We start from the raw sequence: 15,368 nt of genomic DNA, 5'->3' as shown, positions 1-15,368 counted from the left end.
GGAAAACAGAATATGGCACAGAAGCTGATGGAAAAAATCCGTTTGTGGGCAAAAAAACTGAAAATCCGCTCCAAATTTTTTATTGCGTATGTTAGTACTATGCTGCTTTTGATTCTACTGCTGGGAGGAGTCTTTCAGTATATTTCGGTACAGGTGATCTTCAAAAATACGGCCAGTTTTACCGGTGAGTTTCTGGAACAATTATCCTATAACTTAGAAAACCGCACGGAAAGTTTGTTGGAGACCACATATGAACTTATGACCGACGAAGAGTTTCTTGCGTGTATCAGGGCCCCGGAGACGCAGATTAAGCAGGAAGGTTCGGGAAAATACAGGCAGAATATTCGGACACTCGGCAATAAGCATTTCAGCAGCTCCGTTCCGGTTACTGCTTTTTACGTAAAAGGGGTGGGAGAACAGCCGGCCTGGTGGGCGAGGTATACAAAGGCATTTAACGACAGCAACATCAACCAGGAACGGGCGGCAGAGATTCTCAAAATGGCGGAGAACCGGATGGGCGCAAAGAATACATGCTGGTTTCTGGAGGAAGAAGAAAATCAGGTTTATCTGGTGCGCAATATAATTGACACGAAGAATCAATTGGGACAGGTGTATGGAACGGTGGTCTTTGCTATTGCTCAGGATTTCTTCCGGCCCATCCAGTCCCAAAACCGAATGATCGACAATGAAAGCCTGGTCTTCGAAAATAATGAGAGTTCCATGATTTATGGGAATTTTCAGATGGAAGAAGGAATAGACAGCCGTATGGGCAGGGAAGAAGACCGGTATGGCAATTATATATCGCGTATTCTTTACCAGAATGAGAGTTATATTTTTGCAGAACGCATCAAAAACAGTACAGAGTGGAACATATACTGTTTTATTCCGGAGCATGCTTTTATGGCAAATACAAAATCAATCAAATGGTATATTATGGTGATTGCGGCAGGGGCGATTCTTGTATCATTGATTTTTTCTTATGCTGTTTCAAGAAATCTGAGCCGGAATATCCATTACCTTGAGCGGAACATGCGGAAGGTAGAACAGGGCGATTTTAAAGTACATATCGAACCCACCAGTCTTGACGAAATCGGTATGCTGTGTACGCGTTTTAACTATATGGCGGATAAGATTGAGGAGCTGATTGAAGCGGCCTATAAAGAAGGACAGGCGAAACAAAAGCTTAAGCTCCAGGTACTGAAGGCCCAGATCAATCCCCATTTTCTTTATAATTCACTGGGGTCAATTCAATGTATGGCGAAGATGGAAAAGCAGGAGCATATCGCAGAAATGACGGCGGCGCTGATCGAACTTCTCAGAGCATCATTAAGCAAAAACGGAGAATACCACACAGTCAGGGAAGAGGTGGAGTATATTAGGAATTATTTTACCCTGCAGAAGTTCAGGTACGAGGATAAGTTTGCCGTAGAATACTGTCTGTGTGAGGGCGTGCAGGAATATATGATGCTGGACTTTATTCTGCAGCCGCTGGTGGAAAATGCAATTTTTCACGGCATCGAAATATCCAAAGGAAACGGGATAATCCGGATTACTTCATCCGCTTCAGAGGGAAAGCTCCGGTTGACGGTGGAAGATAATGGGGTCGGGATGACGCAGGAAAAAATAAAATCGATACTGACCGTGCAGGAAGAAAGGTATGAAGGGTTGAATAGCATAGGAGTGGCAAACGTGTCACAGCGAATCAAGCAATATTTTGGAGAAGAGTATGGATTGAATTATATCAGTGAACCTGGAAGGGGAAGCATTGTAGAGGTCTGGCTTCCGTTATTTCGGACAAGAGAGGAGGCACAGGCAGGTGTATAAGATGTTGATTGTAGAAGACGATGTGTTTTACCGTTATGAAATCCGGAATTTTATGGACTGGGAGGCATATGGATTTCAGGTGATCGGAGAGGCTATGAATGGAAAATGTGCGCTGGATTGCCTGAAAGAAGAGATACCGGATCTGATTCTGACAGATATCAGTATGCCGGAGATGAATGGAATTGAACTGCTAAAGCAGGTGCGGGAATGCTATCCCAGGATTAAATGCATTGTTCTGAGTTCATATGATGATTTTAATTTTGTGAAAGACGCAATGAAACTGGGCGCCCGGGATTATATTCTGAAGTATGATCTGAAGGAGCAGGATGTCATTTCCATACTGGATAAGACAGTGGCTGAAATTGAGCGGGAAAAAGAGGAGTATAAAAAATCTCAGTTCGTAACAGAGAATTTCTCGATTATTTCCAATGACTTTTTAAAAAATCTGCTTTTCAATAAGCTGAATTCTCAGGAGTATATGCAGAAATTCTGGGAATATACCGGAAGGACGGATAAACCGGGCAATATGACCGTGCTGACAGTGAAACTCCTTGAACCGGATGAAGTGACTTATGAAAAGGCGCGGAACATATTGAATGAACAGATATCAGTGCAGGAGTTTACAGTTTCCATGGATAGTGAAACTTTAGCGGTTCTGTTCTGCCTGGAGCATGAGAATAGCGCCATGCGTATTTTCGAATATGTGACCCGGAAGGTGACTTCTATTTATCAGGAGATGAAAAGGCGGCACATCACGGGATTTTCCATGGGAGTCAGCGACAGCTTTAAAAATCCCGGCGACATTGCCCTTTTGTACCGGCAGGCGCTGAGGGCGCAGGAACAGAGCCTGTATGAAGGATATGATAAGGTGTTTTTTTATTCCACTTTGAACCAGAAGAAGACGGAGCAGAATCTGGAAGCTGCCATTGAGGATCTGGCGGAAGAGATCCATGAGGGCCAGGAGGAAAGAGCACGGGCACAGTTAAAACAGATCATTCAAAACCTCTATCAGACACGTCCGGATAAGAACAGCCTTCAGAGAACATGTTTTTTGCTCTTTCATGTTTTCTACCGGATCTCTATCGAAGAACATATAAACCCGGAGTTGATTCTGGGCGTGAAGGTGATTACAGAGGGCTGGTGCCGAAGGTTTCGGTCTATCCAGGAGATGGAGGCTGCATTGCTGGAAGGCTATGAAAAGCTGGTTCTGAAGATCAGCCAGAAGAATCAGATCGGGTCCGGCGGAAGCAGCAGGCAGGCCTCGGCGATTATGAATTATATCGAAAAAAATTATATGAAAGAGATTTCACTGGAAATTCTCTCAGAAGAGATGGGGCTGACACCCAATTATCTCTGCAAGATTTTTAAAAACAGTACGGGAATGAAGCTGACCCAGTATATCAATCAGGTGAGGGTTGAAGGTGCGAAAAAGCTTCTGAAAAACACCAATATGAAAGCCCATGAGATTGCTGAGACGGTAGGATTTTCCAGTGCCTCTTATTTTTCCACGATTTTCAAACAGGTGACGGGAACAACAGTTTCTGAATATAAAGATAGTATTTTTTAAGAAACTGCAATTTTTTAAAATGACCCATATAAGAAAAAAGTTTATATTAGAGTCAACAAAGGAAATCCCATAATAAGAGGAGGAAAATCTATGAAACGAAAAGGAATAAGTGTTGTGCTTGCTGCTGTTATGATCGCGGGGATGGCTGCCGGATGCGGGGCGAAAGGTTCATCAGATGCGGCAGAGGGCAGAGATACAAAACTGACGCTGATTCATGATATGAATGAAGACAGTGCGATCAGCTTTCTGGAGCAGGCTATTGAACAGTTTGAAGAGGAAAATCCGGACGTAAAGATTGATATGGAGACGCTCTCCAGCGATGATTACAACTCCATGCTGCGCAATAAGATTGCAGCGGATGATGTCCCCGATTTGTTCTTTATTGATGATATCCATAAAAAACAGGAGTTTATAGATGCGGGAATTTGTATGGATATTTCCGGGGAGGAATGGCTGAATGAAAATATCAAGGAGAGCGCAGTTGAGGCGTGCAGCGTCGATGGCAAAACATGGTGCCTGCCCTTTGCGCAGGGCGGCATGTTTGTCATATATAACAAGGATGTATTTGAGGCGGCCGGAATTAAGCAAGTGCCTGATACCTGGAGCGGATTTATCGATACCTGCAGGACGATACAGGAAGCAGGAAAAACTCCGATTGCAGCAGGGTTCCAGGAGCAGTGGGTGCTGTTCAGTGACGAACAGTGCGATTCCGTGGTAACAACTGTAAAGTATGACAAAGAGAACCGTCTGAACCTGGAGGCGGGAACCACAACCTGGGCGGCGGACGAAGGCCATTTTTCAGAGGTTCTGCAGAGGATGAAAGAACGGTATCAGTATACCAATGACGATCCCTTTGGAACAGACTGGAATACGGCGCTGAATATGCTGGCAGTAGGGGATGCAGGCATGATTCTCAACGGCTCATGGACCCCGGCGGCTGTGCTGGGAATCAATCCGGATGCAAATCTTGGAATCTTTCCGCTTCCGCTGACGGAAGATTCTGAGGAAGCAATGCTGCCGCTTCGTTCTACACCTGGCGGATTTGCGGTATATCAGGATTCAAAAAATGCAGATGCAGCCCTGAAATTCCTGGAAATGCTTTCTACACCGGAAATGGGGGCGCTGCAGCAAAAGACGAAAGGTGATATCTCTGCATGTAAAAACGTAGAGGTTACGGAAGAAGATGGAATTCTCTATGACGTACAGCAGTATATTGATGCAGATAAGGTGTTTGACTGGACCGGGTATTCTGAGCTGTTTGTGTCGGACGAGCTGGAGACGATCGTAACGGATGTGGAGACGGAACTTCTGATGAATGAAAATATGACGGTGGATGAAGCCATTGAGATGCTGGATGAGCGGTTTGAAGCGGCTCTGTCCGCGCAAAAATAGAATAGTGGGCACAGGACAGGCACCGTCTGCGGCGCCTGTCCGGGAAAGGAAGACCTATGAATAAAAAAGTAAAAAGTAAGCTGATAAATTTTAGCTTTTTGCTGCCGGTCTTATTTTTTTTCGGCTTTTCTGTCATTATTCCGTTTTTTTCGGGGCTGCATATAGCGTTGACAGACTGGAACGGGGTCAGCAAAGAACTAAATTATGTTGGTTTGAGAAATTTTATCAACATATTTTCCAATAAAGATATTCTGCAGCCCGTGCAGAACACGATCTGCTATACCTTGATTGCAACGATTGCGGGGAATATCATTTCTCTTTTGCTTGCACTGGCAATCAACCGGAAATTTATCGGGAGGACATTTGCAAGGACCGCATTTTTTCTTCCTACCGCGATCAGCGTTGTGCTGGCAGTGTTTATCTGGGGCTACATTTTCCGCGATGTGTTCAGAAGCCTGTTCGGATGGAACAGTCTTCTGGGGCAGAAGAGTACCGTAATTCTCGGAATTGCCATTATCCATATGTGGATTGACGTAGGAATCAATATGCTGGTTTATCTTTCCTCTCTGACCACAGTGCCAAAGGAATTATATGAATCAGCGGATCTGGACGGAGCATCCAGGATACAGCAGTTTTTCCGGGTAACACTGCCTATGATTGTACCGGCATTTACCACCTGCATAACTCTGTCTCTGACCTATGGGCTGCGTGAATTTGCAACACCGTATGCGGCGACCCAGGGAGGACCGGCAGGAGCATCAGAGACGATCGGTATCTATATATACAATCATTTGATGAGTTATAACAAGGCAGGGTATGGGCAGGCCATCTCGGTTGTATTCACCATTGCACTGGTATTGATCGGAGGCGGATTGTCAAGGGCTTTGCGCAGACTGGAGGTGGAAGCGTAGATGTCAAAAAAAAGTAAAATAATCAAAGGGCTGCTTTCCCTTCTGACGATTCTTGTGGGAGTAATATTCCTGGCGCCTCTTTACATCGTTATCGTAAATGCCTTCAAGACACCGATGGAGACGGCACAAAGTATTTTAGCGCTCCCCTCCGGCCTGCATTTGGAGAATTTCAGCAAGGCAGTGGAAGTAACAAATTTCTTTGTGACATTAAAAAACAGTACGATTGTAACGCTGCTTTCGGTCACCTTGATTGTTATCTCATCTTCTATGGCAGGGTATATGATCTGCAGAAAAAGCGGCAAACGGTTTTATAAAGCTATGGATCTGCTTCTGATGTCAGGCATGATGGTCTCCTTCCAGATGATCATGATTCCGGTCTATCGAATGCTGAAGGGACTGAATCTCATGAATACATATACAGGCGCGATTATCCTGATGGTAGGAACCAGTGTTTCCTACGCAACATTTTTATATGTCGGTTTTACAAAGACCATTCCGGTTGAGCTGGAGGAGGCCGCGCAGATTGATGGCTGCGGGAAAATACGTACCTTTTGGTTTATTGTATTTCCGCTGATGAAGCCTATCACAGCAACGGTGGCAGCGCTGCATATGCTGTGGATGTGGAATGAGTTCAATATCGGGCTGATTGTGCTGCAGAAGAAAGAAATGCGGACAATACCGATGCAGCAGTTTTATTTCTTCGGACAGCATGTTTCGAATATGAATGCCGCATTTGCCGCGGCCTGCCTGTCACTGATACCGGTCGTTGTTTTTTTCTTCCTGACGCAGAAAAGCATTGCAGGAGGAATGACAGCCGGAGCAGTGAAAGGCTAGTACATCGTAAAATAAGGTCGGCTTATGTGGAAGTTAATGATGATACGATGTGCTAGACGGGGAAAAGGGAAAGGATGAAGATATGAGAGAAAAATTACAGTTTGACAGAGGATGGAAATTTCACAGGGGAGATGTGGAAGATACCGTGTCACACGGCTATCTGTATACATATATGCATACAAAAACGGAGAGGGGAAGGGGTCCTGCCTCAGCAGATTATGATGACAGTCTTTGGGAAACAGTGGAACTGCCTCATGATTATGTGGTGCAGGGGGCACCCACGCCAGAGGCCAATCCGGTGCATGGTTCTCTGATCCGGGAAAATGCTTGGTACCGCAGATTCTTCAGGCTGGAGCCTTCCGACAGAGGGAAAAGCATCCATATAGAATTTGAAGGAATCTGTACAGAAAGCCGTATTTGGATCAACGGCTGTTATATGGGGATGAATGACAGTGCTTACACGGAAATTGATCTGGATATGACGGATATTGCCAGATATGGGGACGAGCTGAATGTAATTGCGGTATATGTGGACAACCGGGAATACGAGGGCTGGTGGTATGAAGGCGGAGGAATCTACCGGCACGTATGGCTGGTCAAGACAGAACCGGTCTGTGTGGATTACTGCAGTATTTTCATTCATCCGGAATCCAAGGATGGAAAATTGTGGAATGTGCCGATAGAAACAACACTGCGCAATGACGCATTTGCGGACAAAGAGGTCAGGGTGGTTCATACGGCGGCGGATGAACAGGGCAGCTTATTATTTGAAGCAGAAACGATTCAGCTGGTACCGGGACGGAAAACAAAGAGGCTGATGCAGCAGGCGGAAGTGAAAAATCCAAAGCTGTGGTCGGTGGAGCATCCCACGCTCTGTCAGCTGAGAACAAGGGTTTTCAGCGGGGAAGAGCTGCTGGATGAAGTAGACACTACATTCGGATTCAGGACAGCTGTATTCGATGCAGAGCGCGGCTTTCTGCTAAATGGTGTACCTACAAAAATAAAGGGAATGTGTATTCATGAGGATCATGGCGGCCTGGGAACGGCGCTGCCGGATAATATAAAGGAATATCGGGTACAGCGCCTCAAAGATATGGGATGCAATGGATATCGGTTCTCGCATAATCCGCATTCCCGGGAGACGCTGGATGCATGTGACCGACTGGGCATGCTTGTGATGGATGAAAACCGCTGGTTCGAATCTTCGCCGAACGGTCTGCGGCGTCTGGAAAACATGGTGAAACGGGACCGGAACCACCCGAGTGTGATCGTCTGGTCGGCAGGGAACGAGGAATCCCTGCAGGACGGTGAACGCGGAAGAAAGATCATGAATGCCATGAAACACAGGATTTATGAGCAGGATCCGACAAGGCCGGTGCTGATGGCGATGCACACAGGATTATTGGAAGACGGCGCAGCACAAAGCGCGGATATGATTGGAATGAACTACAACATTGAACTGTGTGAAGCAGTCCATAAGAAATACCCTGAGAAGGCCATTGTATTTTCAGAAGTGAACAATGCATCAGAGGAAGATGTTCTGGGGAACCGGACTGCCGGAATCCGTACATGGCAGATTGTGGACAATACGCCATACATGAGCGGCATGTTTGCCTGGACGGGGATGGACTACCGGGGAGAGCATGATTATCCGGGGCTGTTTGCGCCCTGCGGCTGTATGGATCAGAATGGTTATGCAAAGGACAGCTATTATCTGTATCAGACGTATTGGCGCGGGGAGGCATCCATCTATATCCAGCCCCATTGGAACGGGAAAAAGGCGGGCGAAAACGTGACAGTCCGGGTATTTTCCACGGGGGATGAGGTCAGCCTTTATCTGAATGGACGATTGCTTGGAACCAGGAAGAACGATGCTTATTTTCAGACAGACTGGAATGTGGCATATGAGCCGGGAGAATTGAAAGCCATTGCGATGGTGAATGGAAACGTGGCTGCGCAATGCGTGAGAGAGACAACAGGGGAACCCAAAAAGCTTTCTTTAAAGCTGGAGAACCGGCAGGTAAAAAGCGGCTGCCGGGAAGCCGCTGTTTTTACAGTAACCGCATTGGACGAGGCAGGCCGGGAGGTGCCGGATGCTGAGAATGTATTTGAGATTACCAGGCTGAATGGGGCCAGGCTTCTGGTAACCGGCAACGGGGATGTGAAGGATACCAGTAACCGCAGAGAACCCGTATGTAGATTGTACCACGGGAAGGCCCAGATCATAGCCGAAGTACAGGATACCAGGGTGGAAATCCAGGCAGAGGCCAGGGGGCTGGAAAAGGCGGTGCTTACGAGTATCTGTGAACCGGGAAGTATGGTGCCGGAGGCGGAAACCGTGCAGAGCAGATATATCACAAATTGGGAAATGGCGGAATGGATGCCTGAGGAGCCGAAAAAAGTGGATGGAAATTACAGCCATCTGCCTTCTTATCACCCGGTGGAAATCGGCCATGGGACCCAGCTTCATGATTTATGGAAGAACAGCGGTTTTCTGGCATACCACTGTCATACGGATATCCCGAAAGACCGGAAGGGAGAGCCGTTGTACCTGCAGTTTGAGCTACTGGAGGGAAAGGCCAAGATTACAGTGGAGCTCAAAACAGAAGATGCAAAACGTGTAAATGTGATCGAAGCAGAAAAGCCGTATGAAGAGCCGGACAAGCTTGCGTTAAAAATGGAGGGGGACGGGGATGCATCACAGGCGGATATCTGGGTCTGCATGGAAATTTTCTCTTCTTTCCATGGAATTACAAAACCGGTCCGCTGGGAATTTCGTATGGAGGAAGCAGAATGAAAAACAAAAAAATACTGCTGTCAGCCATGTATGTAACGATATTTCTTGCTTCTTTTGGATTTATCATGTACAGCGCACTGGTTTCCGCCTTTTCAGAAACCTACAGTATCCCACTGGCAAAGGCGGGGATCGTGGGATCCGTGTTGTGCGTGGGGCAGCTGGTTATGATATTTTTCAATGACATGCTGGCGCGGAGGATGCCCAGATTTACCCTGATCACTGTGGGCGTTTTGGCGCATCTGGTCTCGATGTTCTGGATTGCGGCTTCGATTTCCTTTGCGGGTCTGCTGGCTGCATTTTTTGTAAATGGTGCGGCAATCAGCCTGCTCAATGTGGTGATGAGCGCTTATATATCTGACTTGTCCGGGGATAAGCGCAATTCGTATCTGAATATTTTTCATGGAGTCTATGGGCTGGGATCACTGGCAGGTCCGATCCTTCCCACATTTATCCTGGCATGCGGACTGAATTGGAAGCTGAGCTACTTTATGATCGGCGGGATTTCCTTCCTGCTTCTGGCGGGGCTTTTGCTTCTTGGAAGAAAGCAGAAAAAGACGGAGCCGAGTCAGGGAGAAGCTGAAGTGAAGGCAGAGGGAGCAAGACCGGAACCGGGACAGGAAGAACCGTTTTTCAAGCTTTTAAAAAATCCGCATCTGCTGATGACCTGCTTTGCGGCGCTGCTGTTTATGGGATTTGATATGACCATCAGTACATATATGTCCAGCTATTTGGAACTGGCGCTCGATGCATCTGCGATTGCCGGACTTACCATCACTTTTTACTGGACAGGTTCGGCAGCAGGACGATTGGTTTATCCTGTTTTATTTGCAAAGTATGATACAAAAAAATATTTGATATGTGTCAATCTGGTCACAGCGGTCCTTCTGGTGCTCGGTCTTGCGGTTACGAAGCCGGCCATGATGATTGTTTTAATTTTCCTGGTCGGCTTGCTGTCAGGGGTGAATTTCCCGCTGGAAATCGGCCTGGCCTGCGAGCAATTCCCAAAAAGCTCTGTGGGAGCGACGAATGCCGTCAGCATCTTCGGAAGTCTCGGAGGAATTATCTTTCCGATGCTGGCAGGGGGGCTGATGGATGCCTTTGGATATGCAAGCCTGCTGCTTCTTGGCGGAGTTATGATGCTTGTAATAGCAGGGTGTCTGACAGGAATGGCTGCCATGAATAAAAATAAATGTTACAAGTAGGAGGATGTTTATGTACAATTACAGAAAATTAGTGTTAGGATATGCGCCGACAAGGCGGTTTGATTTTCCGGATCCGAAAAATGCATATGATAATAGCCTGAAGATCCGAAGGCGGGTGGATGAAATTCTTGAAAAAATCGGCGATGTGGAGCTGGTGGACATTTCATTTTTAAATGAGGAGGCGTTGCTGTACCAGGCATGTGATGTGGAGAAGGCAGCCCGGTATTTCCGGGAGAAGAAAATTGACGCTTTGTTTGTGCCCCACGCGAACTTTGGGAACGAGGAGGCGGTGGTTAAGCTTTGCCGGGAGTTTTCTGTGCCCATTCTGGTATGGGGGCCAAGGGATGAGGCACCTCCGGGAGGATATGGATATCGCCAGACGGACACGCAATGCGGCCTGTTTGCCACGACGATGGGGCTTCTTCGGGAGGGGCTGACCTATACCTATCTGGAGAACTGCTGGCTGGAAGATCCGAAGCTGGAGCAGGGAATTGAGAATTTTATCCGCACGGCATGTGCGGTAAAGGCTGTGAAAAATATGAAGATCGGGCAGATCGGTCCGCGCCCGAGAGATTTTCTGAGTGTCATCGCGGACGAGGGGGCTTTGGTAAACCAGTTGAAAATTGATACAGTTCCCATTGACGGGACAGAGCTGGTAACGGAGATCGAACGCATTCGGAAGGAAGATCAGGGAGCCGTTAAGAGGCTGGTGCAGGAAACAAAGCAGTCGTTTCCGTGTTACAGCATCTCTGGGAAGCATGCGGAGATTACAGCGGCCACAGAGCTGGCAATCCGAAATCTGGCTGAAACTTATGGGTGCACGATTATGGCGGGAGACTGCTGGTATGTCAATCCATTGATCTATGAGTGTTATCCATGCTATGCCTTCGGCAACTTGACGGAGAAAGGCCTGCCGGTGATCTGCGAGACAGATATTTACGGTGCAGTGACAGCGGGAATTTTGACGGGAGCAGCCAGGATGGAGTCCCCTGCATTTACTGCGGACATGACCATACGACATCCGGAAAATGACAATGCAGAGCTGCTGTGGCATTGCGGACCGTTCCCGAAATCGCTTGCAAAACCATCTTGCAATCCAGAGTTGACGGATGAATGTATGGGCCGGTATGAAATCCGGGGAGGCGATCTCACGATTGCACGGTTCGGTGGTGTCTGCGGCGATTTCCAGATGTTTTTTGGAGAAGGAAAAGGTGTGGAAGGACCGGAGACCGGAGGTAATTATATCTGGGTCGAGGTAGCGGATTGGAGCAGATGGGAGAAAAAGCTGATGTACGGCCCGTATATCCATCATGCATGCGGCGTCCACGGAAAGTACAGGGAAATTTTGAAAGAAGTATGCCGCTACACGGGAATCAGGGCTGATGAGGCCGATGAAAGATAAGAGGAGGAGAAACATATGCCATTAGTAAAAGTATCAGAGATTTTAAAAGAAGCAGATAAAGGGGGATATGCGGTGACTGCATTTGATACCTTTAACTTTGAAACGATCAATTGGGTGATCGAGGCGGCAGCGGAGCTGAAGACAGCGACAATCATTATGATTTACCCTGAGATGACAGAGTATATCAGAGTGGATACTTTTGCCCAGATCGTAAAGACACTGGCCGCAAAAAGCGAGTACCCGGTGGGGCTGATGCTGGATCACGGGGACAGCTACGAGCTTGCAATGCAGTGCCTGAAAGCCGGATTTACCAGTATCATGGTGGATTTTTCATCCTATGAATTCGAAGAAAATGTCAGAAGGACAAGGGAGGTCGTAAAAGCGGCACACGCGATGGGGGTGGATGTGGAAGCTGAACTGGGGCATGTAGGAAATGCAGATACGCTTGAAGATTTTGCGGATGACAGCGGCTACACCTCCCCGGAGCTGGCGAAGCAATTCGTGGAGCTGACGGAGTGTGATGTACTTGCGATTGCATTTGGCAGTGCGCATGGTAATTATGTCAGAGAGCCGAAGCTGGATATGGAGCGCCTGGATGCGATTAAGAGAGAGGTATCCGTTCCACTGGTGCTCCATGGAGGCACAGGAATTCCGGACAGCCAGATCAAGGAAGCTGTGAAAAGAGGGATCCGTAAGCTGAATGTGGGGACAGGATACGATCAGACCATTTTTTATGCGGTGCAGAAGAACATAAAGGAAGATGTGGGAGAACCTTATATATTTTGTACCCTGGCAGATGCGGCGCCGGCAGCAAAGGCATTTTTGAAAGAGAAAATCAGTTTGACACGCTGGTAGGAGGTGTTTATGAGGATCATAGGATTTGATTACCCCTGTATGGATATGAATATTTTGTGCCCGCACATGCCAAAAGAAGAGGAACTGGTGGAGTTTCAGGATGTGAGTCTGATGGGCGGCGGCAAGATTGCAAATGCGGTTGCTGCTGCTGCGCGTCTGGGGGCAGAAACTGCATTTATGGGTGCTGTGGGTAATGACAGGTATGGGAAGCTTTGTGTAGAAGACTTAAAAGTGCTTGGCGTGGATGTTTCGCACCTGGAGATGCGAAAAGGCAGAACTTCTTTTTGTGTCAGCATTATAGATTCTGAAAAACGGGGAAAGCACTATCTTGAATCTGCATCTACGGTTCAGCCGTGGAACGCTGCGGATATCCCTTATGAAATCTTTAAAAAAGGGGATTATCTGATGCTGTATCAGATGGATGCCGCGGCGGAAAAGATGGCGGAATATGTACATGAAAACGGAGGAACCGTTGTTGTGGATGGGGATGAATTTGATGAGAGGACCCAGAGAAACCTGAGGAATATTGATGTTTTTATACTATCAGAATATTATTACAATCATCTTTTTTCTGACAGAGAGTACAAAAAGAATCTGGGGCTTCTGTCCAAAGAGGGGCCGCAGGTAGTAGTTGTTACGCTGGGGGCAAAGGGCTGTGCAGGAATGGATCATGGAAAGTTTTTTGAGTCAGAATCCTATCCTGTGGAGGTTTTGGATACGACCGGGGCCGGGGATGTTTTTCACGGCGCATTTACCTGTGGAATGGCGGAAGGAATGAATGCAGAGTCAGCAGCTGGATTTGCCGGAGCGGTTTCCGCAATAAAGTGTACGGTTCTGGGCGGGCGTACTGGAATTCCCACGAGAAAATGTGTGGAACATTTTCTAAATACAGGGGAGATCCTGCCTTGTGATTTTGCAGAAAGAGAAGAACAGTACCGGGAGGCATTTTGGCGATGAGGAAAACTGTGATGGTAACCGGTGCAGACCGGGGGCTGGGATTTGCATTGTGTGAGGAACTTTTGAAAAACAGCGGGAGGCAAGCCTGTACAGAATCCGGAACCACATTTCAAGTGATTGCAGGCAGGTATATGGAAGAATGGAAAGAACTGGATGCCTTGAAACGGACTTATCCTGACCGCCTGATCTGTGTGCCGCTGGATGTGGGAGAGGATAATTCGGTAAAAATAGCGGCTCAAAAGGTTATGGAACGTGTGGAAACGGTTGATATGCTGATTCATTGCGCAGGAATCAATGGTACCATCCGGGACATTCGGGATGGGTATGACTATCTTGCGATGCTTCGGACTCTCAATATCAACGCATTGGGAGCAATCCGGGTGACAGAGGCATTTCTCCCGCTTATGGACCGAGGCACAGATAAAAAGATCTGCTGTATTTCTTCAGAAGCAGGAAGCATCGGAACCTGCTGGCGGGAGGACGAAACCGAATACTGCATGTCCAAGGCTGCACTCAACGCAGGTATGGCAGTTCTTTCAAACCGGCTGAAAAAAGACGGGTACGAAATCCGTCTCTATCACCCCGGATGGATGAATACCTATATGATGGGAACCAAAGAAGAACACGCCGATTTGAATCCGGAAGAAGCGGCAAGGCTGGCCCTGCAGAGCTTTTTCAAAATACGGGAACAGGAAAAGCTGGTATTGGACAGCTATGACGGGAGCATCATTCCCTGGTAGGAGGTGTGAAAGAATTGACGGAAAAAAAGATTCTAATATTGGGGGATGAAGAACAGGCGCCATATCATCCGCTTAGCAGGGTGCTGCCCGGCACCCGGGAGGCGCTGGAATCCCTGGGAGAGATAAGCGTATGTACAGATTACCGCGGCCTGACTATTTCTGACCTGCAGTTATATGACTGTATCATCAGTTATCTTGACGATTACCGGCATCTGAATGGATTCGATGACATTCTTGCGGATTATCTTGCATGCGGCGGCCGTCTTCTGGCACTGCATAACGGAATTATCAGCCGCGCAGGAAGTAAGCTGGAAAAAGCATACGGCGGAAACTTCGTGACGCATCCTCCCCGCTGCCTGTTGGCATATCGTACTGCAAAGCGGGCAGAGTGGCTGGGAGTAAAAGAGTTTAAGTTAGAGGAAGAGGCTTATATGGTGAGGCAGCTGGATTCGAAAAATCAAATCTTTCTTACTTTTCATTATCAGGGAGAAGACTACCCTGCAGGCTGGTGCAGGAATTATAAAAAGGGCAGGATGATCTATCTGGCGCCGGGGCATGATGAAAAGACAGCGGAGAGCAAAACATTCCGGAGATTGTTGAGGGAATGCGTAATAAAATCGGGATTTAGCGACGAGCTTTAGCCTCGGCGCGGATGGGGACGCTCTATAAAGGGATAGCCGAAAACCTCCCGGAGAACATCCATGTCCTTTCAAAAACGCGGCCGCGGACCTAAGAAATTCTAGGCGGGAAACAGCCCTGAAAATGGAGCACCACTGACACATCACGAGAAATCCGATGATTTCTCGCGCTGGGTCAGCTGATTTTTGGATTCGGAATCCAAAAATCTCTCCATTTTCAGGGCTGTTTCCCACCAAGAATTTCTAAGG

General features: G+C 47.5%; 12 protein-coding genes. All 12 read left to right on the top strand.

Annotated elements, in window-relative coordinates; all coding sequences use genetic code 11:
* Window positions 1-12 precede the first annotated feature (12 nt).
* On the top strand, window positions 13-1,824 hold the full coding sequence (locus tag BN1938_RS02965; protein ID WP_187376285.1) for a sensor histidine kinase: 1,812 nt from the start codon (window positions 13-15) through the stop codon (window positions 1,822-1,824).
* Between the two features lies 1 nt (window position 1,825).
* Window positions 1,826-3,391, top strand: coding sequence for a response regulator (locus BN1938_RS02960; RefSeq protein WP_242843794.1), 1,566 nt, complete (start codon window positions 1,826-1,828; stop codon window positions 3,389-3,391).
* Between the two features lie 90 nt (window positions 3,392-3,481).
* Window positions 3,482-4,783: an ABC transporter substrate-binding protein gene (locus tag BN1938_RS02955; protein ID WP_050639165.1), complete on the top strand. Its 1,302-nt coding sequence runs from the start codon at window positions 3,482-3,484 to the stop codon at window positions 4,781-4,783.
* A gap of 56 nt (window positions 4,784-4,839) precedes the next feature.
* Window positions 4,840-5,694, top strand: a complete 855-nt coding sequence (locus tag BN1938_RS02950) for a carbohydrate ABC transporter permease (protein ID WP_050639164.1) — start codon at window positions 4,840-4,842, stop codon at window positions 5,692-5,694.
* A complete protein-coding gene (locus BN1938_RS02945) occupies window positions 5,695-6,528 on the top strand; it encodes a carbohydrate ABC transporter permease (RefSeq protein ID WP_050639163.1) in 834 nt (277 codons plus the stop codon).
* A gap of 82 nt (window positions 6,529-6,610) precedes the next feature.
* Window positions 6,611-9,325: a glycoside hydrolase family 2 TIM barrel-domain containing protein gene (locus BN1938_RS02940; protein WP_148487117.1), complete on the top strand. Its 2,715-nt coding sequence runs from the start codon at window positions 6,611-6,613 to the stop codon at window positions 9,323-9,325.
* Window positions 9,322-10,527, top strand: coding sequence for an MFS transporter (locus tag BN1938_RS02935; protein WP_050639161.1), 1,206 nt, complete (start codon window positions 9,322-9,324; stop codon window positions 10,525-10,527). The genes BN1938_RS02940 and BN1938_RS02935 overlap by 4 nt, the downstream gene beginning before the upstream one ends.
* A 10-nt stretch (window positions 10,528-10,537) precedes the next feature.
* On the top strand, window positions 10,538-11,929 hold the full coding sequence (locus tag BN1938_RS02930; protein WP_082202737.1) for an L-fucose/L-arabinose isomerase family protein: 1,392 nt from the start codon (window positions 10,538-10,540) through the stop codon (window positions 11,927-11,929).
* Between the two features lie 15 nt (window positions 11,930-11,944).
* On the top strand, window positions 11,945-12,784 hold the full coding sequence (locus BN1938_RS02925; protein WP_050639159.1) for a class II fructose-bisphosphate aldolase: 840 nt from the start codon (window positions 11,945-11,947) through the stop codon (window positions 12,782-12,784).
* Window positions 12,785-12,793: 9 nt separating this feature from the next.
* Window positions 12,794-13,741, top strand: a complete 948-nt coding sequence (locus BN1938_RS02920) for a carbohydrate kinase family protein (RefSeq protein WP_050639158.1) — start codon at window positions 12,794-12,796, stop codon at window positions 13,739-13,741.
* A complete protein-coding gene (locus BN1938_RS02915) occupies window positions 13,738-14,481 on the top strand; it encodes an SDR family NAD(P)-dependent oxidoreductase (protein ID WP_050639157.1) in 744 nt (247 codons plus the stop codon). Before BN1938_RS02920 ends, BN1938_RS02915 begins: the two co-directional genes overlap by 4 nt.
* A gap of 14 nt (window positions 14,482-14,495) precedes the next feature.
* Window positions 14,496-15,122 (top strand): ThuA domain-containing protein, encoded by a 627-nt coding sequence (locus BN1938_RS02910; RefSeq protein ID WP_050639156.1) that lies wholly within the window; start codon window positions 14,496-14,498, stop codon window positions 15,120-15,122.
* Window positions 15,123-15,368 lie beyond the last annotated feature (246 nt).

The sequence above is a fragment of the Eubacterium sp. SB2 genome (genome assembly GCF_001244405.1).
Lineage (GTDB): Bacteria > Bacillota > Clostridia > Lachnospirales > Lachnospiraceae > Faecalicatena > Faecalicatena contortus_B.
This window is presented reverse-complemented; position numbering and strand designations above follow the sequence as displayed.

Coding starts and splice junctions, on each gene's coding strand:
- BN1938_RS02965 (WP_187376285.1), top strand. CDS start 13: ATGGCACAGAAGCTGATGGAAAAAATCCGTTTGTGGGCAAAAAAACTG.
- BN1938_RS02960 (WP_242843794.1), top strand. CDS start 1,826: ATGTTGATTGTAGAAGACGATGTGTTTTACCGTTATGAAATCCGGAAT.
- BN1938_RS02955 (WP_050639165.1), top strand. CDS start 3,482: ATGAAACGAAAAGGAATAAGTGTTGTGCTTGCTGCTGTTATGATCGCG.
- BN1938_RS02950 (WP_050639164.1), top strand. CDS start 4,840: ATGAATAAAAAAGTAAAAAGTAAGCTGATAAATTTTAGCTTTTTGCTG.
- BN1938_RS02945 (WP_050639163.1), top strand. CDS start 5,695: ATGTCAAAAAAAAGTAAAATAATCAAAGGGCTGCTTTCCCTTCTGACG.
- BN1938_RS02940 (WP_148487117.1), top strand. CDS start 6,611: ATGAGAGAAAAATTACAGTTTGACAGAGGATGGAAATTTCACAGGGGA.
- BN1938_RS02935 (WP_050639161.1), top strand. CDS start 9,322: ATGAAAAACAAAAAAATACTGCTGTCAGCCATGTATGTAACGATATTT.
- BN1938_RS02930 (WP_082202737.1), top strand. CDS start 10,538: ATGTACAATTACAGAAAATTAGTGTTAGGATATGCGCCGACAAGGCGG.
- BN1938_RS02925 (WP_050639159.1), top strand. CDS start 11,945: ATGCCATTAGTAAAAGTATCAGAGATTTTAAAAGAAGCAGATAAAGGG.
- BN1938_RS02920 (WP_050639158.1), top strand. CDS start 12,794: ATGAGGATCATAGGATTTGATTACCCCTGTATGGATATGAATATTTTG.
- BN1938_RS02915 (WP_050639157.1), top strand. CDS start 13,738: ATGAGGAAAACTGTGATGGTAACCGGTGCAGACCGGGGGCTGGGATTT.